This window comes from Hymenobacter baengnokdamensis (assembly GCF_008728635.1).
Lineage (GTDB): Bacteria > Bacteroidota > Bacteroidia > Cytophagales > Hymenobacteraceae > Hymenobacter > Hymenobacter baengnokdamensis.
On record NZ_CP044285.1, the window covers coordinates 4,197,454 to 4,219,463 of the forward strand.

Annotated in this window: 18 protein-coding genes; 4 read left to right on the plus strand and 14 right to left on the minus strand. The window is 60.1% G+C overall.

Annotated features, from left to right (window positions below; translation table 11 throughout):
• Positions 1-78: 78 nt before the first annotated feature.
• From F6X24_RS17860 to F6X24_RS17910, 11 genes are all read right to left on the minus strand, one after another.
• Positions 79-1,431 carry an aminotransferase class III-fold pyridoxal phosphate-dependent enzyme gene (locus tag F6X24_RS17860; protein WP_151089288.1) on the minus strand — a complete coding sequence of 451 codons (1,353 nt, stop codon included), beginning with the start codon at positions 1,429-1,431 and terminating at the stop codon, positions 79-81.
• 49 nt (positions 1,432-1,480) lie between these two features.
• Positions 1,481-2,953 carry a CoA-acylating methylmalonate-semialdehyde dehydrogenase gene (locus F6X24_RS17865; protein ID WP_229725214.1) on the minus strand — a complete coding sequence of 491 codons (1,473 nt, stop codon included), beginning with the start codon at positions 2,951-2,953 and terminating at the stop codon, positions 1,481-1,483.
• A gap of 119 nt (positions 2,954-3,072) precedes the next feature.
• Positions 3,073-3,651 carry a GNAT family N-acetyltransferase gene (locus tag F6X24_RS17870; RefSeq protein ID WP_151089289.1) on the minus strand — a complete coding sequence of 193 codons (579 nt, stop codon included), beginning with the start codon at positions 3,649-3,651 and terminating at the stop codon, positions 3,073-3,075.
• Positions 3,652-3,725: 74 nt separating this feature from the next.
• Positions 3,726-4,364: a glycerol-3-phosphate 1-O-acyltransferase PlsY gene (gene plsY / locus F6X24_RS17875; RefSeq protein WP_151089290.1), complete on the minus strand. Its 639-nt coding sequence runs from the start codon at positions 4,362-4,364 to the stop codon at positions 3,726-3,728.
• A gap of 45 nt (positions 4,365-4,409) precedes the next feature.
• A complete protein-coding gene (locus F6X24_RS17880) occupies positions 4,410-9,974 on the minus strand; it encodes a hypothetical protein (RefSeq protein ID WP_151089291.1) in 5,565 nt (1,854 codons plus the stop codon).
• Positions 9,975-10,033: 59 nt separating this feature from the next.
• Positions 10,034-10,864, minus strand: coding sequence for a 50S ribosomal protein L11 methyltransferase (gene prmA / locus F6X24_RS17885; RefSeq protein WP_151089292.1), 831 nt, complete (start codon positions 10,862-10,864; stop codon positions 10,034-10,036).
• A 147-nt stretch (positions 10,865-11,011) separates the two neighbouring features.
• The gene (locus F6X24_RS17890; protein WP_229725216.1) at positions 11,012-11,368 is read right to left on the minus strand and encodes a hypothetical protein; all 357 of its coding nucleotides are present in this window, start codon (positions 11,366-11,368) and stop codon (positions 11,012-11,014) included.
• Between the two features lie 111 nt (positions 11,369-11,479).
• Positions 11,480-12,247, minus strand: coding sequence for a triose-phosphate isomerase (gene tpiA / locus F6X24_RS17895; RefSeq protein WP_151089293.1), 768 nt, complete (start codon positions 12,245-12,247; stop codon positions 11,480-11,482).
• Positions 12,248-12,337: 90 nt separating this feature from the next.
• Positions 12,338-13,117, minus strand: a complete 780-nt coding sequence (locus tag F6X24_RS17900) for a hypothetical protein (protein WP_151089294.1) — start codon at positions 13,115-13,117, stop codon at positions 12,338-12,340.
• Positions 13,118-13,207: 90 nt separating this feature from the next.
• Entirely contained in the window at positions 13,208-14,131 is a 924-nt protein-coding gene (gene cysK, locus F6X24_RS17905; protein ID WP_151089295.1) for a cysteine synthase A, read from the minus strand.
• Positions 14,132-14,260: 129 nt separating this feature from the next.
• Positions 14,261-15,103 carry a serine O-acetyltransferase gene (locus F6X24_RS17910; RefSeq protein ID WP_229725218.1) on the minus strand — a complete coding sequence of 281 codons (843 nt, stop codon included), beginning with the start codon at positions 15,101-15,103 and terminating at the stop codon, positions 14,261-14,263.
• Between the two features lie 177 nt (positions 15,104-15,280).
• Between F6X24_RS17910 and F6X24_RS17915 the strand changes: the two genes are divergently transcribed.
• Positions 15,281-15,589: a cupin domain-containing protein gene (locus F6X24_RS17915; protein ID WP_151089296.1), complete on the plus strand. Its 309-nt coding sequence runs from the start codon at positions 15,281-15,283 to the stop codon at positions 15,587-15,589.
• 207 nt (positions 15,590-15,796) lie between these two features.
• Here the strand turns inward: F6X24_RS17915 and F6X24_RS17920 are convergent, their stop codons facing one another.
• A complete protein-coding gene (locus F6X24_RS17920) occupies positions 15,797-16,780 on the minus strand; it encodes a YheT family hydrolase (RefSeq protein WP_151089297.1) in 984 nt (327 codons plus the stop codon).
• Between the two features lie 259 nt (positions 16,781-17,039).
• Here F6X24_RS17920 and rpsT point away from each other — a divergent pair, with 259 nt between their 5' ends.
• The gene (gene rpsT / locus F6X24_RS17925) at positions 17,040-17,291 is read left to right on the plus strand and encodes a 30S ribosomal protein S20 (RefSeq protein ID WP_151089298.1); all 252 of its coding nucleotides are present in this window, start codon (positions 17,040-17,042) and stop codon (positions 17,289-17,291) included.
• A gap of 765 nt (positions 17,292-18,056) precedes the next feature.
• Here rpsT and pyk read toward each other — a convergent pair.
• Entirely contained in the window at positions 18,057-19,499 is a 1,443-nt protein-coding gene (gene pyk / locus F6X24_RS17930) for a pyruvate kinase (protein WP_151089299.1), read from the minus strand.
• A gap of 131 nt (positions 19,500-19,630) precedes the next feature.
• Complete coding sequence (locus F6X24_RS17935) at positions 19,631-20,059, minus strand: IPExxxVDY family protein (protein ID WP_151089300.1); 429 nt, start codon at positions 20,057-20,059, stop codon at positions 19,631-19,633.
• A 163-nt stretch (positions 20,060-20,222) separates the two neighbouring features.
• Between F6X24_RS17935 and F6X24_RS17940 the strand changes: the two genes are divergently transcribed.
• Together F6X24_RS17940 and fabF are read left to right on the plus strand one after the other, a co-directional pair.
• Positions 20,223-20,459, plus strand: a complete 237-nt coding sequence (locus F6X24_RS17940; RefSeq protein ID WP_068229068.1) for an acyl carrier protein — start codon at positions 20,223-20,225, stop codon at positions 20,457-20,459.
• A gap of 229 nt (positions 20,460-20,688) precedes the next feature.
• Positions 20,689-21,948, plus strand: coding sequence for a beta-ketoacyl-ACP synthase II (gene fabF / locus F6X24_RS17945; protein WP_151089301.1), 1,260 nt, complete (start codon positions 20,689-20,691; stop codon positions 21,946-21,948).
• Positions 21,949-22,010: the final 62 nt, after the last annotated feature.

Below are 22,010 nucleotides of genomic sequence, written 5' to 3' on the forward strand. Positions count from 1 at the left end.
CGTTCGGACGGCACGAGTGCCGCAGGTCAGGGGCCTGCTACTAACTAGCACGGGGCAGAGCCCCGCGCCAGCAGCTACTTAGTACACGTACTTATCCGCAATTTTCAGCGCTTCCGAAATGATAGCCAGCCCCTCATCCAACTCCGCTTTATTGATGCACAGCGGGGGGGCGATGAAAATATAATTCCAGCGCACGAAGGTGTACATGCCCAGCTCCTTGATTTTGGCGGCCACCTCGTTCATGATGGTCATCTGGTCGGGGGTGGCATTCCAGGGAGCCATTGGCTCCTTGGTCTGGCGGTTTTTCACCAGCTCGAGGCAGCCGAAGAGGCCGGTGTTGCGCCAGTCGCCGATGCTGGGGTGCTGCTTTATCAGCTCGGCCACGCGCTCGTCGAGGTAGTGGCCCATCTCCACGGTATTTTCGAGCAGGTGGTCTTCCTCGTAAATGTCGAGCACGGCCACGGCGGCGGCGCACGATACGGGGTGCGCCGAGTACGTGAGTCCCAGCGGCAAGGGCTTGTTATCAAACGACCTGGCAATGGCTTCATCGACCATCACCGCGCCCAGCGGCACGTAGCCGGCGGTGATGCCCTTGGCCATGCACATGATATCGACCTTCACGCCGTGGTGGTCGGAGCCGAACCACTTGCCGGTGCGGCCGAAGCCCGACATCACTTCATCAGCCACGAGCAGAATATTGTATTTATCGCATATTTCGCGTACCCGCGTCCAGTAGCCGGGCGGGTACTTGATGCAGCCTGAGGTGCCCGACTCCCCTTCCAGGAAAATGGCGGCCACGCTGCCGGGGTTTTCGTAGCCAATAATGCGCTCCAGGGCGTCGGCGGCGCGCTGGGCACACTGCTCGGGCGTAGTGCTGAACCAGGGGCAGCGGTAGAAATACGGGTTTTCGACGTGTACCGTGCCCGGCATGGCCTGGCTATCGACGGCAAACTTGCGCGGGTCGCCGCCCACGCTCATGGCCCCGTAGCTCGCGCCGTGAAACGACTGGTAGAGCGACACAATCTTGTGCCGGCCGGTGTAGATGCGCGCCAGCTTAATCGCGTTTTCGATGGCCTCGGCCCCGCCCAGCGTAAAAAAAGCCTTGGTGAGGTTGGCCGGCGTTATCTCGGCCAGCTTGCGGCCCAGGTCGCCCCGCGCCTTGGTTATCATGCCCGGATACACGTAGCTCAGCTCGCGCATCTGGGCAGCCACGGCCTCGGTTACGCGCTGGTCGCCGTGGCCGATGTTCACGTTCATGAGTTGCGACGAGAAGTCGAGGTAGCGCTTGCCGTCGCGGTCCCACAGGTACACGCCCGCCGCCCGCTCGGCGCTGATGGGGCTGAGGCCCGCCTGCTTCGACCACGAAAACAGCGTGTGGTCGAGGTTGTCGTGCAGAATTTGCTGCTGGTCGAGGTCGAGAGTGGGGTGCATGATACTAACTTAGGTATGGCGTAGAAAAGCACTTAAAGCTGGCCGCTGTTTAGCTCATCCAGTTTACCCGCGACTCGGGATTCCACTTGGTGGTCGTCTTCTTCAGCTGCGTCCAGAACTCAATCGAGCTTTTGCCGGTGATGTCGCAGGCGCCGAATTTCGACTCGTTCCAGCCGCCGAAGGAGAAGGGTTCGCGGGGCACGGGCACGCCGATGTTCACGCCAATCATGCCGGCGCTGGCGTGGTCCATTACATAGCGGGCGAGGCTGCCGCTTTGGGTGAAAACGGCAGCGGCGTTGCCGTAGGGGTTGGCATTTTCGATAGCCAGGGCCTCATCCAGCGTCTTGGTGCGCAGGATGGCCAGCACCGGGCCGAACACTTCCTCCTGGGCAATGGCCATGTCGGGTGTCACGTAATCGATGACGGTGGGTCCCACGTAGTAGCCGTCTTCGTGGCCGGGCACCACGGCACCGCGGCCGTCGAGCAGCACCTTGGCGCCGGCCGCTTCGGCCTCCGTGATGTAGCGCTCAATGCGCTCCTTGGCCTCGCGGCTGATGACCGAGCCGAGGTTCTGGCCGGGTACAATCTTGCGGGCTTCTTCTACTAGTTTATTTACAATGTGGTCCACGTTGCCCACACCCACCATGGTAGAGCCGGCCATGCAGCGCTGCCCCGCGCAGCCCGACATACTGGCCGCCACGTTGGAAGCCGTCATTTCGGGGTGGGCATCGGGCAATACCAGCAGGTGATTTTTGGCGCCGCCCAGCGCCACGCAGCGCTTCAGGTTGGAGGTGGCGCGGATGTAGACGACCTTGGCAATGGGGGTGGAACCCACAAACGACACCGCCTGAATATCGGGGTGGTCGCATATTGCTTCCACGATGGTTTTATCGCCGTTCACCACGTTCAGCACGCCGTCGGGCAGACCGGCTTCTTTCAATAGCTCGGCGATTTTCACGGCGCTCAGCGGCACTTTCTCGGAGGGTTTGAGCACCAGGCAGTTGCCGAGCACCAAGGCGTTCGGGATGGTCCAGTGCGGCACCATGTTGGGAAAGTTGAAGGGGGCGATGCTGGCCACCACGCCCAGCGGCTTGCGCTCGGCGCGGGCTTCCACGCCCTTGCTCACTTCCAGAAACTCGCCCTGCACGAGTTGCGGCAGCGAGCAGGCAAACTCGGTTAGCTCCACCGCCTTTTCGACTTCGGCGCGGGCCTCGTCGAAGGTCTTGCCGTTTTCCTCGCGCACGAGGTCGGCCAGAGCCGTCATGTCGCGCTCCAGCAGCGTTTTATAGCGATAAAATATCTGCACCCGCTCCTTTATCGGCATGGCCGACCAGGCCGGAAAGGCAGCCTGCGCGGCCTTGACTGCCGCATCGAGGTCGGCGGCCGTGCTCAACGGCATAGCCGAGATAACGGCTCCGCTCAACGGGCTGAATACATCGAGCAAAGCGGCGGCCGGCGTGTCGATGGGCTGGCCCGCGACGTAGTTGCGAATGGCGGGGTACTTCAACGCTTGCGTCTCCATGAATTACCAGAAGGTTTAGGGGGCGCAAGCTACCGTTTTTTTCGGAAATGCAAACAAACCGACTGCTTTTTTTAGCTAAATGCCAAAAAAAGACCCGTTTTTTCTCAACATCAGCAGTTTTATAGCTTCATGAGCGCGGCCAGGGGGCGGGTTTGCCTGGCATACTCCGCCTTCGTCATGCGGTACTGCCAGAGGTCGTGGTACTGACCATCGCGCTTGGTATGCTGCACCAATTCGCCTTCCTTCACCATTCCATTTTTCAGCATTACCCGGCCCGAAGCGGGGTTGCCGCTAATATGGGTAGCGTATAGTTTATTTAGCTGCAACTCTTCGAAGCTAAAGCGCAGTAGCACTGCCAGCGCCTCGCTGGCCAGCCCCTGGCCCCAATAGGGCTGGCCCAGCCAGTAGCCCGCCTCAGCGCGGTCGAAACGCCGCTCGACGGTGAGGCCGATGCCGCCAATAAGCTCGCCGGTAGCCCGCAGCTCGATGGCAAAGGCGTAGCCGGTTTGCTGCGCGTAGTTTTCCTGGGTGAGTTGTACCCAGCGGCGGCCGTCTTCCGCCAGGTAAGGATGCGGGATATTGAGGGTATTTTTCGCTACTTCGTAATTACCAGCCAGCGCTACGAGACGCGGCACATCGGCCGGGGCAAAAGCCCGCAGCAACAGGCGCGGTGAATGGAGCTGGGGAAAGGGCGTCATTTTAACTATACTGCTCGTTTAGTGCGGGTACGGCAAAACTATCACTTCAGCTTCACGAGTAGGCACTTTCGTTGCTACTTTTTGCCCCACAGCGGCACCCGGCTTTCGGTACCAGCCCGCAGGCGGCCGATATTGGCTCGATGGGTATAGATGAGCATAGCCGCTAGCAAAAAGCCGAACCACACTTGCAGCGGATTGGCGGGCCGGAAGGCAGGCAGCAACTGCAACAAGGCGAAAGCCACGCCGGCCGTCATGCTGCTCAGCGATACGTAGCGCGTAGCGCCCAGCACCGCCAGAAACACGAGGAGCGCCACCCCTACCGTGGCGGGTGCAATAGCCAGCATCATCCCCAGGATAGTGGCCACGCCCTTGCCCCCCCGAAAGCCTGCCAGCACTGGATAGATGTGGCCTACTACTGCTAGCACGCCGCAGGCCAGTCGGTAGTAAAATAGGTTCTCGGGCGCAATAAGCTCCTGGCCCAGCAGAAGATTGGGCAGGAAGTACGCGGCCGCAAAGCCCTTAAACGCGTCAACCAGCAGCACAAACGTGCCTGCTTTCTTGCCTAGTACCCGAAAGGTATTGGTGGCTCCGGCATTGCCGGAGCCGTGCTCGCGGATATCGGCAAGGTTAAAAAACGCCCGCCCCACCCACAGGGCCGTCGGGATGGAACCAAGCAGGTAGGCCGCTAGCAGCGCCAGAATAATGTAGAGCATGCCGCAAAAGTAAGCTGCCCCGAAGCTCGGCTCCGGGGCAGTTGGCTACGAGTCGCCGAAGGGGTCATCTTCCGCTTTCTTCTTTTTCTTTTTCGACTTCTTATCCGGCTCGGGGGCAGGCTCCGTGCCGGGGTCGGCGCTCGGGTCGGGCGCAGCGGCCTTTTCCTTTTTCGCTTTTTTGGTTGGCTCGGGGGCGGGCTCTGGTGAGGCAGTGGGGTCGGCCGCGGGGGCCGGGTCGGCGGCCTTTTCCTTTACCTTCTCCTTTTTGACGGGCTCAGCAGCCGGCGAGATAACCCCATCGCCGAAGGGGTCGTTGTCCTTGGCTTTCTTTTTCTTCTTCACCGGCTCCTCTACCGGCGCGGCCGCGTCGGCCTCGCTGTTGGGGTCAGCCTTGGGCTTTTTCTTAGACTTTTTGCCGGTTTCGGCCCCGAAGCCGTCGAAATCGCCCGTTGGGGTGGCGGCGGCCGGACGCGGAGCCAGGCGGCCCGACTTACCCAGGTAGTCGCGCTCGAAGTGCGAGCGGAAGCGGTCCACATCCTCAAAGTCGCCCAGGAAGGCACCGTAGTCGGGGGCCGTTTCGATACTGCCTTTCTGCTTGGCGGATATTTCGCCATCAAATGCCTCGCTGGATGACTTTACGAGCAGCACATTATTGGCGTAGCGCAGATAGTACCAGGTTTGGGGCTCGGCTTCGAGATATACCTCTACCAGGTCGGTCGAGTTTTCACGCTTTATCTCTATGTAGCCATCTACTAATGCGTTAAGTCCTTGCTTACCTACGCCAGCCAAGCCAATTTTGCCCACCGAGTGCCAGGCGTGCTGCTTGGGGTCCCAGCGCAGATTTACCTTGCTCAGCGTGAGCGTATGGAGCAGCTTAGGCGAAATGGCTGCCAGCGCGGGCGGCACCACACCGGGGCGGCGATTGCTAAACGCCTCTGCGCCTTTGTTGCCGGCAAACTGCGCAATGTTGTATAGCTCATCGGTAGAGCCATCGAGCGCCTCGGGCGCGTTTTTAGTTACTTTCGCCAGGGTGCTGGCCATCAGTTCCACGGCTTTGGGGGGCATGGCCGCATCGATACCCAGTAGGGCTCGTACCCGGTAGTGGGCACTATCGGGGTTGGCCTGCCCTACGCCGCTGGCCGCAATGCTATAGTTTTTGTTGTTGGCGATAAAATTCATCGGCCCCCGAAACGTCATTTGATTGGTTGAGTCGCGGAAGCTGAGTACCGTGCCCTGGTACTGGTTGGGGTCGCTCAGGTCATGGTCGGTGATGGTATATGTACCTAGCTTATTGTCGTAGTGCAGCCGCCCGGCCACTTCAATGAGCGCGATATCGCTGGAGCTGCCCAGCGGACCGGCATAGAGCGGATAGATACGATTATCGGTGTCCGACACAAAGAGGCCGGTGGTGAGGGCAGTGCCATCTTCCGATTTGAGGTCGCGCAGGCTGAGGTCCAGGTTTTTGGGGTCGATACTGTCTTTCACGGCAAACCAGTCGGCCGTAGCCGCGTCGCGCAGCTTGCCAAACTGCAGCTGCACCTGGCCATCGAACAGGAGGCCGCGCTTGCGCGAGTTCAGGCTGATGCCACCCCGGAAGCCCACGCGCGGAGCCACCTGAAACTTCTGGTTGGTTTCTACATTGGCCGTGGCGGTGGTAGCCAGCGTTGGGGCAGTAGCAGCCTCAGTAGCAGTGGCTTTGCGACGTATGCCAAACCGCTTACGGCTGGTGGTCGAGGTCAGCAATGAGGCCGAGTCGGACTTAAAATCCACAAACTTCAGCGCAACGGAGTCGCCGGTGGCGGTGCGCGACATATACTTGGCATCGCCGCTGAAGCCATCGCGCGAGTCGACCCGAATGTTACCGCCCACCAGCTTATGAAACCTGCCCAGCGAATCGAGGAGCACCTTGGCATTGTGCAGCACCTGCATTTTGCCGCCCCCCGCAATGGCCACCCGCCCCGAGTCTGGAATTACCCAGGCATCGGCCGTGGCTATGTACGGCACGCCCTTGGTTTGAAGCTGATACTTGGTGAGGTCATAGCTGGCCGCACTAGCCCTGAACTTCAGGCCATTTTGCTCGGGCACTGTTGAGGTAAAATACGACCGCACCGAGTCAGCCCCGGCGGCCCGCAGCAACACCTGCTTTTTCTTAAAGTCCCAGTGCCCCCCGCTGAGCGAAGTGCGGAAGCCCGTGTAGGGCAGGTCGATAGATGCCTTGCTGCCCTCCTCCCGCTTAAAGTCGGCGAAGCCCTTTTTAAGGTCATAGGTAAAGCTCACATCGCTGGCGGCCAGGGCCGCTTTGCCCGCCTGGGCCGACTTTACACTCAGCAGCGCTTTTTGTCCTGAATAGGAATCGTTTTTAAACACCAGGTTTTCGGAGCGCACGTAGCTCTGCGGGCCATCCAGGCGGCCCGACCCGCCCACCGTCTTGGGAGTGAGCAGCAAGGAGCCTTTAAAGGTATGGTCGGCGTAGACCTTGGCGGCGGCCCCGCCCGGTGGCGTTTGCAGGTGCAGGCTGTCAGTACGGGCACCCCAATTAATAAGGTAGCCCGGTGGAAGCACCACTTTGGGGGTATTGGGGCCGGCCGCAATCGAGCCGGCTTTGCCCTCACCGGTCAGCGAGTCGCCGTACATCACGAAGCGGTCGCTCTGCATGGTGGCACCCAGGTAGGTAACCGTGCCATTCGATTGCAGCCCTTGAGTATTCAGCCTCACTTTGGCCCCGCCCGCCAGGTGGCCCTTACCCCCGTACATAGGGTAGCCGGCGGCCGGCACGGTATGCACAAAGCCCATGGAGCCATCTTCCTGCGGCGTGAGCGCCGTTTTGATGGGCGGCAGCGCCCGGCTGTGAAACACGCCCACGAAGTTGCCCCGCGATTTGCCGGTGCCCATCGAGTCGAAGCTGAAGGGAGGCACGTCAAAGTAAGTAGTCGTATCGTAGGCCCCGCCCAGCACGTCGGGCTTATTGAAGTAGACGTAGGCCCCCGAGGTGGAGCTGAACGACGGGTACTTTGGCAGCTTCTTACGCCCCGAGCGGTTTTTGGGGTCGTTGAGGTATAGCCGGCCACTCTGGTAGTTGCCTTTATTAGTGAGTACGAAGTCGCCGGGTGGCGCTTCTTCAGCTGCGGTGTTTTTGCCGGTTGCCTTTTTGCGCTTGTTGCGGATAGTCAGCGAGTCGATACGGGGCATATCGATGTAATAGCCGTCGTAGTCGAACTGATAATCGCGTCCTTTAAAGCCATAAACCGAGGTTTTTACCCGGCCGCCAAATTTCATGTTGCGGTTGCGCTCCATGCGTACCGTGCCGCTATCGGGCTGCACGAACACGGCCGCTGAGTCGTCGGAGAAGCTGAACTGCTTTACTCCCCGCAGCACCAGCTGGTTGGACGTCATGTTGAGGGTAGCGCTTCGCCCCGAGCCACTCAATGACTTTATATCGATATGGTCATAATCCTTCTTTTCGCGGGCGGCCCCCACGTAGTGCCGGGCTTTGCGCAGCAGTACTACTTCGCCGGTCTGGGGCCGCACATCTACGTAGCCATCGCGGGCGAGGCCGCCGATGGCTGAGCGCAGGTTGGCTTCGGAGGTATTGGTGGCCACGGCTACATCGTGCACATTAAGCACGTCGCCGTGGCCGTGGGCGATGCTGTAGCCCAGCAGCATTTGCAGGGGGTGCAGGTGGTTGATGCTCTTAAGCTGCTGGTAGCGGGTATTGGAAAAGAAGTCCTTGCTCTCAAAATCGGCCGAAACCTGGGTGGGAGAAGTCACGATGCTAAAGTCCATCTTCGGCTCGCGCAGGTTCCAGGTCAGCATCTGCGCCCGGATATCAACCTGGTGGTACGAGTCGGAATACGGCGCATTACGGTAGAGGCCCTGCCCGTAGAGCAGCTTCAGCTGCTCCTTGTTTTTCAGATATTTCAGCTCCACTCCCGGATGGGTGATGGAGTCGCCGGTGCTTTGGTAAAGGGAAACTGCGGCCTGACCGGCCGTGATGACCGAGTCGCCGAGCACAAAGTTGCGCGAGTCGGAGCGGAAGCGCAGCTTATTGTCCTGACGCACCAGCAAGTGCGAAACCGAGCCGTCGAGCGAGGCCGACAGCATGCTACTGCCCGCCAGCGACAGCCCGCCCTGGTAGGTAATGCCGGGCCCGATATCCTTTACCCGAACGTCGTTGGTGAGCGAGATAAAGCGCGGGTAGCTGCTCTCGGTAGCGCCGGGCTTACGGCGCACGCTCTTGTAGCTGAGGGCACCTTTTACTGGGGCTTCGAGCCGGGCGGCGTAGGTAAGCGTAACGGGCTGCGCCGTAAACTCGGGCTTGCTCAGGTCGAAGTCGAAGCCAGCCAGGTCGGCCGTTACGGGGTTGCCTTTTATCGTCCAGGCTACCTGCCCGCCGGTGCCTACAAAGTGGCTGCCCAGCGTGGCTGCCGTGCCGCTCACCTTGTGTATCACGATAGAGTCGCTGGAGGTGCGCATTACCAGGTCAGCGTCTTTCAGCTCCAGTACCGGCCCACTGATGGCGGGTGGGTAATACGCATCGTAGGCCGCACTGGCCGATGGCACAAACGGCTGGCTGGCCTGCTCGAAGTCGGCCGCGCTGGGGGCAGGCGTGCTGGTTTTGGCTACGGGCTTGGCAGCGGGTTTGGCAGCAGTCTTGGCCGTCGCCTTGGCGGGCGCTTTTTTTCTGGGCGTGCCCCAGCCGTCGTCAGCAGGTGCGCCCCAGCCATCGTTGGCTGCTTTCTTTTTAGAACTGACAATGGGTGCCCCCCAGCCGTCGTTGGCGCTGCTCCAGCCGTCATTCTTGCTGGCCTTGCTGCTGCCGGAGGTATTCCACATATCGGCAGTGTCCCAGCCATCGCTGGCCCGCTTTTTCTTTACTGCGGGCTTGGGCTTCGCCTTAGGCTTGGCTACGGCAGCCGGCTTGGCAGCGGGCAGCTCAGCAGGCTTCGGGGCCGGAGCGCTGCCAAACGAGGCGTTGGGGTCAACGGCGGCGGGCGCTTTGTAGGCAAACGACAGCTGGCCGCCCACGGCGCGCAGGGCGTTAAAACCCGAGCGATACAGGTAGCCGCCGTTCAGCACGCGGGCCGTCATCATCAGGTATTTTTCCGCTTCGGGAACGGGGTCTTTCTCTACCGACTGGCTTACCGCATCCAGGTACTGGTCGAGCTGCGTATCGTTGAGGCCGGCTTTGGCTTTGCCGCCGATGATAGCGCTGTAAAAGGCCGTCAGGTGCGGGATAGGCCGCATCTTTTTATCGAGTATCTTCTGCGACAGGGCCGCGATGGCCGACTGCTGGCTGGCCGTAAGCGTGTTGCTGCCCCAAAGCTGGCGCAGCTGGTCACCCAGCGCCCGCGCTCCCGCATTGTTGGTAGCCAGCATCATCGTGCGCACATCGATGATAAACTGGGCCGGGTCGGCGGAAAGGTGGCCCGTGTACCGCTGCACTGCCACTTGGCCGGGGCGCACTTCGCCGGCTACGCGGCCATCGGTGGGCGGCGCAGCCGGCGGTGCAACGGTCTTGGCCGCGGGCGGTGCGGCCGGCTTGGCAGTCTGCGCCCGGGCGGGCAGCAGCGGGAAAGCGAGGCAGAAAAAGGCGGCGAGCAGTCGCTTCATAAGGTCGGGCAAAGGCCGCGGGCGGCCGGCAGGTCGTCCCCGGCAAGTACCGGAGCAGCTTACAATTTGGTGAAAATAGCCGATACCCAGCTACGTAGCGTGCGGTGCCGCTCGTAGCGCAGCCCCTGGCGGGTAGCCTCGGCCGTTATTTTAGGTAAATCTTCCTCGTAAAACCCGCTGAACAAAATTGGTTTCCCAACCGGCAGTAAGCGCGCATACTCGTGCATATCCTCCAGCAATACGTTGCGGTTGATATTGGCCAGAATGAGGTCGAAAGGCGCTTCATCGGCCAGGGTTTCGACGCCGCCCAGGCGGCACTCGATGGTATGGCACTGGTTTTCGGCGGCATTGTCGCGGGCGTTTTCCACGGTCCAGGGCTCTACATCTACGGCCAGCACCTGGCGCGCGCCCAGCTTCTCGGCCATAATGGCCAGTATGCCGGTGCCGCAGCCCATATCCAGCACGCGCTTGCCCTGGTGGTCTATATCAAGCTGATTCTCAATCATCAGCGCCGTGGTTTCGTGGTGGCCGGTGCCAAACGACATGCGCGGCATTATCTCAATATCGTAGGCCAGCCCCTCGGGCTTGGCATGAAACGGCGCCCGCACCGATACCCGCTCAGCAATGATGAGCGGCTGAAAATTCTTTTCCCATTCGGCATTCCAGTTCTGGCGGGTAATCACGCGGTCGGAATAAGCCAGCTCACCAATGCCTTCGTAGCGGCTCATAATCTCGGCTACGGCGTCGCGGTCAAATGCTTCTTCGGTAGTGTAGGCACAAAAGCCGGCGTCGTTATCCTCAAACGTGTCGAAGCCTACTTCGCCCAGCTCGGCTACCAGCATATCGGCCAGCTCGCGGGGAGCCTGCACGGTCAGTTCAATAAAATCCATTTTTAGCAATCGGTATAAATAGTACCGGCTGCAAAGTTCGCAGAAAATCAGCGGTTAGACTTCACCTAGCTTTTCGGCCCACCGGCCCAACCTGCAAAAGCCGCCGGCAGGTGCCAGCGGCTTTGTTCTATTAAAAATTTACTATATTTACTGTTTACAGCCTGCAAATGAGCGTACTTTGGTGTAGTGAATGGCGAAGTCGGCGCGGCTGCGGTCGGCCGTCACAAACAGGGTGTAATCGGCAAACTCGCGGTTTTCGGATGGGCACCACAGGCCGGCTTTGTCAGCAAAAAGCTTGTTGGTCTCGTTGAAAACCAGCAGGTCGGCAAAAGCCTGCTCGGGCTCGATGTACACCACGGCAAAGCAGTTGTTGGCGCGGTTCGGGTCGGTTTCGAGGTACACCGAGCCGTAGATTTTACAGGGGTCAACCGAGCCAAGCGGGTGCGGCGCAACCCGGCCGGCCGGCAGTATCCACAGCAGAAAAGAAAGGAGCAGCGACAACACAGCGGCAGGGAGTAAGAGAAAAATGAGGCGGCCAGCACCGGCCCGGCCCGAGGCCGGCTACCAGGCAAAGATTCGGCCTAAAATACAATTTATCCGGCGCAGTGCCGCTGGCTAGAACGATTTGATAATCTCGACGAAGTCGCGCGACTTGAGCGAGGCGCCGCCGATGAGGCCGCCATCGACGTCGGGCTGACTGAAGAGCTCGCGGGCGTTCTGAGCGTTGCACGAGCCGCCGTATAAAATAGTGGTATCGGCTGCCACCTGGGCATCGTAGGCGGCCGCTACCTGCCCCCGGATGAAAGCGTGCACCTCCTGGGCCTGCTGGCTGCTGGCCGTGCGGCCCGTGCCAATGGCCCAGATGGGCTCGTAGGCAATTACTACCTGGCTCAGCTCCTCTTTGCTGCTATGAAACAGGCCGGCCGCCAGCTGCTGGCCGATAAAGTCGAAAGTTTCGTTGGCCTCCCGGGTTTCGAGGCTTTCGCCCACGCAAAAAATGGGCTTGAGGCCGGCCGCCAGGGCAGTTTTCAGCTTCTGGGCCAGCAGGGCATCATCTTCGCGAAAATGCTGGCGGCGCTCTGAGTGACCCAGGATAACGTACTGGCAGCCCACCGAGTGCAGCTGCCGGGCCGACACCTCTCCGGTATAAGCACCGCTCTCCTTCTCGTGAAAGTTCTGGGCCCCCAGCGCGGGGTTGCCGCTTTCGCCCAGCAGGCGGCCCACGGCCAGTAGCAGCGGAAACGGCGGGCAGAGCACCACCTGGGGGGCCGGCACGCTGGTCGGCTCATCGTGCAGCATTTGTACGATTTCGGAAGTCAGAGCCTGCGCTTCGGGCAGGGTGAGGTTCATTTTCCAGTTGCCGGCAACGAAGTTCTGGCGCATTAGAAGAAAGCTAAGTAGATGCTAAATAGATAAGGGCTGCCCACGCTGGGCTGCCACAAAAGTAACGGCGTGGGGGCGGCCCGGCCAGCGCTACGCCGACCGCGATTGCCGGGCTACCACAGCGGCACCTGCCAGCAGCGCGACGGCCGCGGCCAAAGCTGCCATAGCCAGGCCCGCCTCAGCGGTGTGCTGGGCTTGCCAGGTGCCTACCAGGCCCCAGGCAACGGGCAGCGGCAGCAGCGCATCACGGTGGCGCCAGGCCAGCCCGACTCCCAGGCCGGCCGCTACTGCCAGCAGCGCGTAGCAACCCACCCGGCTCGCCTCGGCCGACCACTGCCACCCAAACCCGTCGCGCAGGGCGAAGATGACGTTGAGCACCGTAGCCAGCAGTATCCAGCCCAGATATAAGCTCAGGAACCACACCGGCCAGCCTGGCGCCTGGCCGGCCAGCACCGATGCCCGGGCGCGGCCATACGCCTGCGCCAGCAGCAGCAGAATGAGCAGCATCAGGGTAAGGCTGGCGCTGATAAGCTCATAGCTGAATACCAGCGTCCAGCCCGTAGTAGCCAGCACCGCCCACGTCAGCAGCGTATTGATTTCCAGCGGCAGCAGCGCCTCGCGCTGCCGGGGTAGCAGCTGCCAGACCGTATACCCTACCAGCCCCGAGAAAATGATGCCCCAGATGCTAAACGCATAGCCCGCCGGTGTCAGCAGCGTAGGATGCCGCGCCGACATGGCGCCATTGCTGAGCGCCCCGGCCGGCGGGTGGGCATTATATAAGTAGTTGACGTAGAGGCAGGCCACTACGGCGGCCGGCAACAGCCAGCGCCACAGGCGGCCGGCCCCGACTTGCGGAACATCATTATTCATGGGCTGAAATACGGTAAAAACAACGAGAGCGCCGGGCCACGGCAAACCGGGCCCGACGCTCTTTACAAAATAGTTTTTTTACTATATTTACTACACAAACAACCCTTCGACCGACAAGTACCGCTCGCCGGTGTCGTAGCAGAAGGTAAGCACCTTGCCGCCCTGGGGCACTTCGCTCAGCTTTTTGGCCACCGCCGCCAGCGACGCCCCCGACGAGATGCCGCACAGAATGCCCTCCTCCTTCGCGGCCCGGCGCGTCATCTCAAACGCTTCGTCGCGGCTTATCTGAATGGTACCGTCGAGAATGGCCGTGTGCAGGTTTTCGGGAATAAAGCCCGCTGCCAGGCCCTGAATGGGGTGCGGCCCCGGCGCGCCGCCGCTGATAACGGCCGACAGCTCGGGCTCAACCGCAAAGGTTTTCATGTTGGGGAACAGCGGCTTAAGCGCCTCGGTTACGCCCGTGATGTGGCCGCCGGTACCCACGCCGGTGATGTGGAAGTCGAAACCGCCGGGCATGTCGCGCAAAATTTCCTGGGCCGTGGTTTCGGCATGAATCCGGATGTTGGCCGGGTTCGAGAACTGCATCGGCATCCAGGCGCCGGGCGTGCCGGCTACTATTTCCTGGGCCTTGGCAATGGCGGCCTTCATGCCGCCTTCGCGCGGGGTCAGCTCCAGCTGCGCGCCGTAGGCCGACATCAGGCGGCGCCGCTCGATGCTCATGCTTTCGGGCATTACCAGGGTAAGCTTGTAGCCTTTCACGGCAGCAACCATGGCCAGGCCCACGCCCGTATTGCCGGAGGTGGGCTCCACGATAAGGCTGTCTTTGGTGAGGATACCGTCTTTTTCGGCCTGCTCAATCATGCTCAGCGCGATGCGGTCTTTGATGGAGCCGCCGGGGTTCTGGCGTTCCAGCTTCACCCACACCTCCACATCGGGGCGCTCGGCGGCGAATAGCTTGTTGAGTTTGACCAGCGGCGTGTTGCCGATGACGTCGAGGATGGAATTAGCTTTCATTTTTGATTGAGTTGGTTGTCAGTTGTTTGTTGACAATTGTCAGGTTTTTTTAAGAAGCTAGCGAACAGTTTTGGATGAAACCAACTCGTAATCAGCCTGACAACTGGCAACGAGTAACTGATAGTAAGCTTAAATCGAAAATATCAGCTCGCCGGCCGGGTCGTCTTGCCGGGCCATGTGGAGCTGCGCCCGGTGGTACACCCGCGAGTGCGAGGGCACACTCTCGGTCAGCCACACGTTGCCGCCAATAATACTGTGCGGACCAATAACGGTATTGCCCCCTAATATCGTGGCGTTCGCATATATCACCACATGGTCTTCAATGGTCGGGTGCCGCTTGAGGCCCTGCAGAGTCTTGGCTACGCTGAGTGCTCCTAGCGTAACGCCCTGATAAATCTGCACGTGCGCGCCAATCTCGGCTGTTTCGCCAATTACGATGCCCGTACCGTGGTCGATGCAGAATGCGCCCCCAATGCGCGCCCCCGGATGGATGTCGATGCCCGTGCGCTGGTGCGCATACTCGCTCAGCAGGCGCGGCAGGCGCGGCACGCCGCGCTGGTGCAGCGCGTGCGCCAGCCGGTGCAGGGCGGTAGCATAAAAGCCAGGGTAGGTAGTCAGAATCTCGGCAATACTCTGGGCGGCGGGGTCGGCGGCGAGGGTAGCTTCGGCATCGCGCAACAGGGCCTCCCGCAGGGCTGGCAGCCCCTCAAAGCAGGCACTGGCAAGCGTGCCGGGGGCAGCCGGCAGGCCGGGCACCTGCGCCAGCAGCTCGGCCAGCGCGGCCCGCAAGTGGTAGAGCGTAGCCGCAACGGCATCGGGGCCGGCCAGGGGCCGGGCGGCCCGCTCCGGAAAAAGCACCGCCAGCACCTGCTCGGCTAATGCACAAAAGGCCGGCCCTGGCAGGGCCGTGGGCACGGCCGCGTGTGCCCGTGCCAATTGCTCAGCAAACGTTTCGAGGGCAGCGGCAGACACGGGAGTAGTATGAGTAAAGTCCACTAACAGCCAGCAAGCCAGAATATCGGCCGGGCCTGGGCTTCTTAACCGGGCGCCCACGCCGAAGGTTTTAAGCTGGCAGCGGCACAACCACCCGGCCGGAACGGCCGTTAGCAGCTACCAACGGGTATCTTCCTCATTTTCCAGCTTTTCCTCATGTCTACTACCAACCACCCCACTTCCTCAACAACCGCTCCCGATGGCTCCCAGCACCTGGCCGCCGGCCAGCACGTGGCCCTGCGCCTGTGGGAAAACGAAGAGCCCGGCGCGCCCAAGCCGCTTAGCAGCAAGCCCTACGAAACGGTAGGCTACGTGCTGAAAGGCCGCGCCGAGCTGCACCTCGAAGGCCAGGTAACTACTCTGGAAGCCGGCTCCTCCTACCTCGTGCCCCAGGGTGCGTCGCACACCTACAAAATTCTGGAAACATTCTCGGCGCTGGAAGCTACGTCGCCTCCTGCCAGGTAAGCCGGCGGGCTCCGGGTGGAGCGTAGCACCCACCCGGAGCCTGATTTGCGGCAAACGAGCAGCGCGTACTAGGGACCGGGCAGGCCCGCCGCTGCTCTTACGCTTGTTTTTGGTTTGCTTATTCAGCAGCCAGGACTGGCCGCTTTCGAGAAGGTAGCCTCTGCCTGTTGCTGGCTTAATGCTCAGAAATATTATATAAATACTATACTATCCGGGCTCAGCGCGGGTAAAAAAATCTACTGCCCGGCGCTCCGAATAATAAGTGCCGGCCGGGCCGCCTTCGTTAAAGCCTACATGTCCGCCCACGGTTGGCGTTTCGAGGTAGAGAAACTGGCTGGCAGCGGCCGCCTCCCGCGGGAAGCAGCTGGAGGGTAAAAACGGGTCATTCAGCGCGTTAACCAAAAGAGTAGGCACGCGAATGCCACTCAAATAGCGCCCCGAGGCTGCTTGCTCGTAATAGTCATCGGCCGAGGCAAACCCGTGCAGCGGGGCTGTAAAGCGCTCGTCGAACTGCGGAAAATCGCGCAGCTTATTTAGCTCCGACAAGTCGAGCTGGCCCGGTAGCCGGGCATCCTTTGCCCGAATCTTCTCACGCAGCGAGTTCATAAATCGCCGCAGGTACACCTGGTTTTGCCAGCGGCTGATATGCACCGAGCTGGCCTTCAGGTCGGTAGGCACTGAGAATACGGCCGCCCGACGCACCTGAGCCGGCACCCGCGCGGCGTTCTCGCCCAAGTACTTAAGAGTAACGTTGCCACCAGCCGAAAACCCGGTCAGAAATATTTCAGCGTAATGCTTTTGTTCACTTGCATGCCGGATAACCTCGGCCAGGTCGTCGGTATCGCCCAGGTGGTAGGCCCGCAGCAGGCGGTTGGTTTCGCCGCCGCAGCCGCGGTAGTTCCAGGCCAGCGCATCAAAGCCCACCTGGTTGAGGGCGCGGGCCATGCCGCGCACGTAGGGCCGGTTGCTATCGCCTTCCAGCCCGTGCGAGATGATACCCAGCCGGCCAGCCGGCACGGAGCCCGCCAGCGACCAGTCGAGGTCCACAAAATCTCCGTCGGGCAGTTCCAGTCGCTCGCGCTGGTAGCGCACCTCCGGCACCCGGCGCAGGGTGCTGGCCGCAATAGTTTGCAGGTGCCCATTGGCCAGAAACATAGCCGGGCGATAGTCAGAAGTAGTAAGCAACGGCATAAAACGGGCCGGCGGTAGCCGGCGAAACAGCTTCTTTCGCAGCAAAAGCAACGCCAGTTTGGTGGTTTTTGGCTGTTGGCAGCGTATTTTTGGGCAAATGTGGGCACAAATGGTAGTTGAGGCTCACCCAGCTATCGGTTTGCTGCCCGCTAATTTTCTTACGCTGACGCTGGGATTTATCGGTTTTAATTTCTACCTTTGCCCTCCCAAACGCGAAAACCGCAGCCCCGGCTGTTTTTTATAGAATTCCTTTTTTGTCATGGCAAACCACAAGTCGGCTATTAAGCGCATCCGCAGCAACGAGGCGAAGCGTGTACTAAACCGCTACCAGCACAAGTCTACTCGTACGGCTATCAAAAAGCTGCGCGACCTCACCGATAAAACGGCCGCTCAGGAGCTGCTGAAGAAAGTATCGTCGATGCTGGACCGCCTGGCCAAGAAGAACATCATTCACAAGAATAAAGCTGCTAACAACAAGAGCAAGCTGACAAAGCTCGTCAACGCGCTTTAGCGCGAGACGAGTTTAGCGGGACCGAACTCTGCCGCCCCACCGTTCGGTCCCGCGCTTCATACCAAAAAGCCCTGCCTTTGCCGGCAGGGCTTTTTGTGTTGGCTGAGCCGATTAATTTTGCCGGCTATCTTCGCGGCTACCAAGCGTTAGCCCGCGCCGACTACAAAGCCCGCGCTACTGTATATACGGGTTGGGCAGTACCCAGCCGCACCTGCCGGGTATCGACTGGTGCTCAACCAAAGGCTGGTTCCTACTCTGGGAGTGGGAGTTAGCCATTCTACCGATTATTACGAAAACCAACTGGCCTACTACCGCCAGGGCAGGTTTGGCTACGGACAGCCGCTATATTTTACAGAACTGCTGACGGCGCGGGCTTGCCAGGCACTAGCGGCTGCTACCCTGTCGCCCAACCCGGCTATACCTCGCAGGCTACCCTTGCGCTGGCGGCCCCTTGCCAACCAGGCACCATACTGGTGCTTGCCGACGCACTAGGACGCACCATGTGGCGCACGCCATTAGCAGCAGCCAGCGGAGCTTGGCTATACCGCTAGCCTGCCAGCCTACGGGCGTCTATGTAATACAGCTGCAGTCACCGGCCGCTGGCACGCTGATGACCTGGAAGCTGGTTAAGGAGCAGGTCTGAACCACGGATTTATCGGATTTTGTAGACGATTAGCAGTTGACACCTTCCCCGCCCTGGCAAATAAAAAGGCTGCCCAACCAGGCAGCCTTTTTTGCATTCACAAAATCCTTGGTTCAGACAGCCTACGCGACGCTCACCTTTACCATGTTGGCGCGGCCCCGCTCGGTGATGGGCATGGTGCCGGTATTGATGAATACATCGCCGGCCTTCAGGTGGCCGGTAGTAGTAAGCACGTAGCGAATGTCGGCGATAGTGCTGTCGGTGCTGTTAAAGCGGTCGTAATAGAAGCAGCGCACGCCCCACACCAGGCTCAGCGCAGTCAGCAGCGGCCGGTTGTCGGTGAAGATGAAAATATCGGCTTTGGGGCGATACTTGGCCAGTTGGAAGGCGGTGTAGCCCTGGTGCGTCATACCAGTAATGGCTTTAGCACTGGTATTCTTCGCCAGGTGGCAGGAAGCCGACAGAATACTATCGACCATAAAGGTGGAAGCGGCCGAATCGACGGGCCACCACTTATGGAAAAGCTTGGGGCTACGCGTTTCCACGCTCAGAATAGTAGCTACCATCGAGCGGATAACCTCGGCGGGGTATGCCCCCACGGCCGTTTCGGCCGAGAGCATTACGGCATCGGCCCCGTCCATCACGGCGTTGGCGACGTCGCTGGTTTCGGCGCGGGTGGGGCGCGGGGCAGTTATCATGCTCTCCATCATCTGGGTGGCGACGATAACGGGCTTGCCGGCCCGGTTGCACTTCTCGATAATCATCTTCTGAGCCATCGGCACCTCCTCCATCTTCACCTCCACGCCGAGGTCGCCGCGGGCTACCATTACGGCGTCGGTCAGGGCAATAATCTCATCAATATTGCGCAGGCCGTCGGGCGTCTCGATTTTGGCAACTACGCGGGTAGTTTTACCGGCTTCAGCAATCAGCTTTTTGATAAAGCGAATATCATCAGCTTTGCGGGCAAAGCTCAGGGCAATCCAGTCTACGTCGTTATCAAGGCCAAATTTCAGGTCCTCAATATCTTTCTCTGTCATGCTCGGGGCCGAAACCTCCGAGTCGGGCAGGTTGATACCCTTGCGGGGCTTTACCAGGCCGCCGTACACCACTTCCACATCTACCTCGTGGTCGCGGTCGGTGGCGAGCACTTTCAGCTCAATCTTGCCATCATCGATAAGAATCATATCGCCCGGCTTCACGTCGCGGGCCAGGCCCAGGTAAATGGTGCTCAGGCGCGTGGCCGTGCTGATTTCTTTTTCGCCGCACACCAGCTTTATCTTATCGCCGCGCTTGATTTCTACCCCGCCCCCTTCTACCTCACCCAGCCGGATTTTCGGCCCTTGCAGGTCTTGCAGCAGGCCCACGTTGGTACGCAGGTCTTTGTTGAGGCGCCGCACGGTATTGATAACCGACAGGTGCTCTTCGTGGGCACCGTGCGAGAAGTTGAGCCGAAACACATCAACGCCCTCGCGGATAAGCATACCCAGGCGCTCGTAGGTATTGGATGCCGGGCCCACGGTGGCCACAATCTTGGTTTTATTAAAGGAAACGGTGGAAGGTTCCATGTGTTTTTTGCGGGTCGTGCTGCGTCGGCAAAGCGCCTTTGTACGTTCGCGCCACAGCGGGTAGAAAAAGGTAGAGAGTAAGTGACTGCCGCCCTGGCAAAGAGCTTTGTTCCGAAGAAGAGGGCAAGTAGTTAAAAAATCAGATTTTCTTTGTACTTCAATTCAGCAGGCGCAAACTCGCTGGCGTACTGCACGGCGGGCACGGCCGTCAGCCGGTCGAGCAGCTCAGTGCCGGCCCACTCATCCACCCCGCCCTGCACCTGCAGCAGATAGTCGTACTCCCGGATATCGGGGGCCAGAAAGGGCTTTTGCAGCGTGGACGGCTGGGCGGCGCGGTTGCGCAACAGCCGCAAGGTAAGCACCTCCGTAGCGTAGAGATAGTAGCTGAATGCCAGAGCGCCCTGCTGTACCAGGTTGAGAATGAAATCGGGCTGCCGCACCAGGCGCAGACGCAGCTGCCGGTTCAGGCTCCAGGCCAGCGTGTAGTCACGGGTGCTGGAAACCAGGCCAAACAGCGCGAAGTCACAGTCGTACTCAGCCTCCAGGGTTAGCATTTTCATCGGTCAGCGGCGAAGTGCAAAGCTACAGCTTTCGCGGGGCCATAGGACGCCCTTTTTAGGGGGTAAGCCAAAATATTGTACGTACTCTCCGGGGGGTAGCGCGGGGTAGTTGCGAAAAGTAGCGTTACTTTGCAGACAAGTTTCCCCCTTAACCACGACTGCAATGTCTGAAATCGCCGAAAAAGTAAAAGCCATCATTATCGACAAGCTGGGCGTTGAAGCCTCGGAAGTAACTCCGGAAGCCAGCTTCACCAACGACCTGGGTGCCGACTCGCTCGACACCGTGGAGCTGATTATGGAATTCGAGAAAGAATTCAACGTGAGCATTCCCGATGACCAGGCTGAGAACATCCAGACCGTGGGCCAGGCAGTAAGCTACCTCGAAGAGCACGCCAAGTAGTTATTGAAGAGCCAGCTAGCTTAATTGCACAGCTGGCCCAACAATCAAAAATTGCCTATACCGGCCGGCTCGCCGCCGGCCGGTTTTGCTGTTTCTACCTAATGAGCTTTTCTTATCGATGCTGGGCTGCTAGTCTCGCCGGCTGCTACCCTATCGATTCAGGAGTACGTTACGCACTCAGCATATTAGCACATCTAAAAAATCACGCCGCCTGACCGGCGTCCGCTCTATGTCGTCAATTCGCCGCGTTGTCGTAACCGGTATCGGGGCCATCACACCCCTGGGCAGCACCGCTCCCGCTTACTGGGAGGGGCTCAAGAATGGGGTGAGCGGGGCCGCTGCCATTACCCGCTTCGATGCCTCTAAATTTAAAACCCGCTTTGCCTGCGAGGTAAAAGACTACAATCCTGATGCTTACTTCGACCGCAAGGAAGGTCGGAAGATGGACTTGTTCACGCAGTTTGCCGTTATCGCCTCCGACGAAGCCATTGCCGATGCCGGCCTGCTGACGGGTGGCGTCGATAAGGACCGCGTGGGCGTAATCTGGGGCTCGGGCATCGGCGGCCTCAAGTCGCTGCAGGAGGAATGCTTTCAGTTTGAGCGCGGCGACGGCACCCCCCGGTATTCGCCGTTCTTTATTCCGCGCATGATTGCGGACTCCTCATCGGGCAATATTTCCATTAAGAATGGCTTTCGCGGCCCCAACTTCGTTACGACCTCGGCCTGCGCCTCGTCGAACGATGCGCTGATTGCAGCCTTCAACAATATCCGCCTCGGTCTGGCCGATGCCGTAGTGACCGGCGGCTCTGAAGCCGCCATTACCGAGTCGGGCGTGGGAGGATTCAATGCCCTCAAGGCCATGAGCGAGCGCAACGACGACCCGGCTTCGGCTTCGCGGCCCTATGATAAAGACCGCGACGGCTTTGTACTGGGTGAAGGCGCGGGTGCGCTGGTGCTCGAAGAGTATGAGCACGCCCGGGCGCGCGGGGCCAAAATCTACTGCGAGATTATCGGCGGCGGTATGTCGTCGGATGCCTACCACATTACGGCTCCCGACCCCAGTGGCTCGGGCGTGGTGCTGGTAATGCGCAACGCCCTGCGCGATGCGGGCATCGACGCCAGCGAGGTTGACTATATCAACACGCACGGCACGAGCACGCCGCTCGGCGACGGGGCCGAAATCAAGGCCATTGAAACCGTATTCGGCGAGCACGCGGCCAAGCTCAACATCTCTTCGACCAAGAGCATGACCGGCCACCTGCTGGGCGGGGCGGGCGGCATTGAGGCAGTGGCTTCCATCCTGGCAATCCAGCACGGCATGATACCGCCCACCATTAACCTGCACACGCCCGACCCGGAAATCAACCAGGCGCTGAATTTTACGCCCAACGTGGCGCAGAAGCGCGAGGTGAACGTGGCCCTCAGCAACACGTTTGGCTTCGGCGGCCATAATACCAGCGTGGTTTTCCGCAAGCTGACCGCAGATTAAACGGATTTAACGGATTTCGCAGATACGCCCACCTGCGGTGGGCTAGCTGGCTTGGTTGGCTG

Coding starts and splice junctions, on each gene's coding strand:
- F6X24_RS17860 (WP_151089288.1), bottom strand. CDS start 1,431: ATGCACCCCACTCTCGACCTCGACCAGCAGCAAATTCTGCACGACAAC.
- F6X24_RS17865 (WP_229725214.1), bottom strand. CDS start 2,953: ATGGAGACGCAAGCGTTGAAGTACCCCGCCATTCGCAACTACGTCGCG.
- F6X24_RS17870 (WP_151089289.1), bottom strand. CDS start 3,651: ATGACGCCCTTTCCCCAGCTCCATTCACCGCGCCTGTTGCTGCGGGCT.
- plsY (WP_151089290.1), bottom strand. CDS start 4,364: ATGCTCTACATTATTCTGGCGCTGCTAGCGGCCTACCTGCTTGGTTCC.
- F6X24_RS17880 (WP_151089291.1), bottom strand. CDS start 9,974: ATGAAGCGACTGCTCGCCGCCTTTTTCTGCCTCGCTTTCCCGCTGCTG.
- prmA (WP_151089292.1), bottom strand. CDS start 10,864: ATGGATTTTATTGAACTGACCGTGCAGGCTCCCCGCGAGCTGGCCGAT.
- tpiA (WP_151089293.1), bottom strand. CDS start 12,247: ATGCGCCAGAACTTCGTTGCCGGCAACTGGAAAATGAACCTCACCCTG.
- F6X24_RS17900 (WP_151089294.1), bottom strand. CDS start 13,117: ATGAATAATGATGTTCCGCAAGTCGGGGCCGGCCGCCTGTGGCGCTGG.
- cysK (WP_151089295.1), bottom strand. CDS start 14,131: ATGAAAGCTAATTCCATCCTCGACGTCATCGGCAACACGCCGCTGGTC.
- F6X24_RS17915 (WP_151089296.1), top strand. CDS start 15,281: ATGTCTACTACCAACCACCCCACTTCCTCAACAACCGCTCCCGATGGC.
- F6X24_RS17920 (WP_151089297.1), bottom strand. CDS start 16,780: ATGCCGTTGCTTACTACTTCTGACTATCGCCCGGCTATGTTTCTGGCC.
- rpsT (WP_151089298.1), top strand. CDS start 17,040: ATGGCAAACCACAAGTCGGCTATTAAGCGCATCCGCAGCAACGAGGCG.
- pyk (WP_151089299.1), bottom strand. CDS start 19,499: ATGGAACCTTCCACCGTTTCCTTTAATAAAACCAAGATTGTGGCCACC.
- F6X24_RS17935 (WP_151089300.1), bottom strand. CDS start 20,059: ATGAAAATGCTAACCCTGGAGGCTGAGTACGACTGTGACTTCGCGCTG.
- F6X24_RS17940 (WP_068229068.1), top strand. CDS start 20,223: ATGTCTGAAATCGCCGAAAAAGTAAAAGCCATCATTATCGACAAGCTG.
- fabF (WP_151089301.1), top strand. CDS start 20,689: ATGTCGTCAATTCGCCGCGTTGTCGTAACCGGTATCGGGGCCATCACA.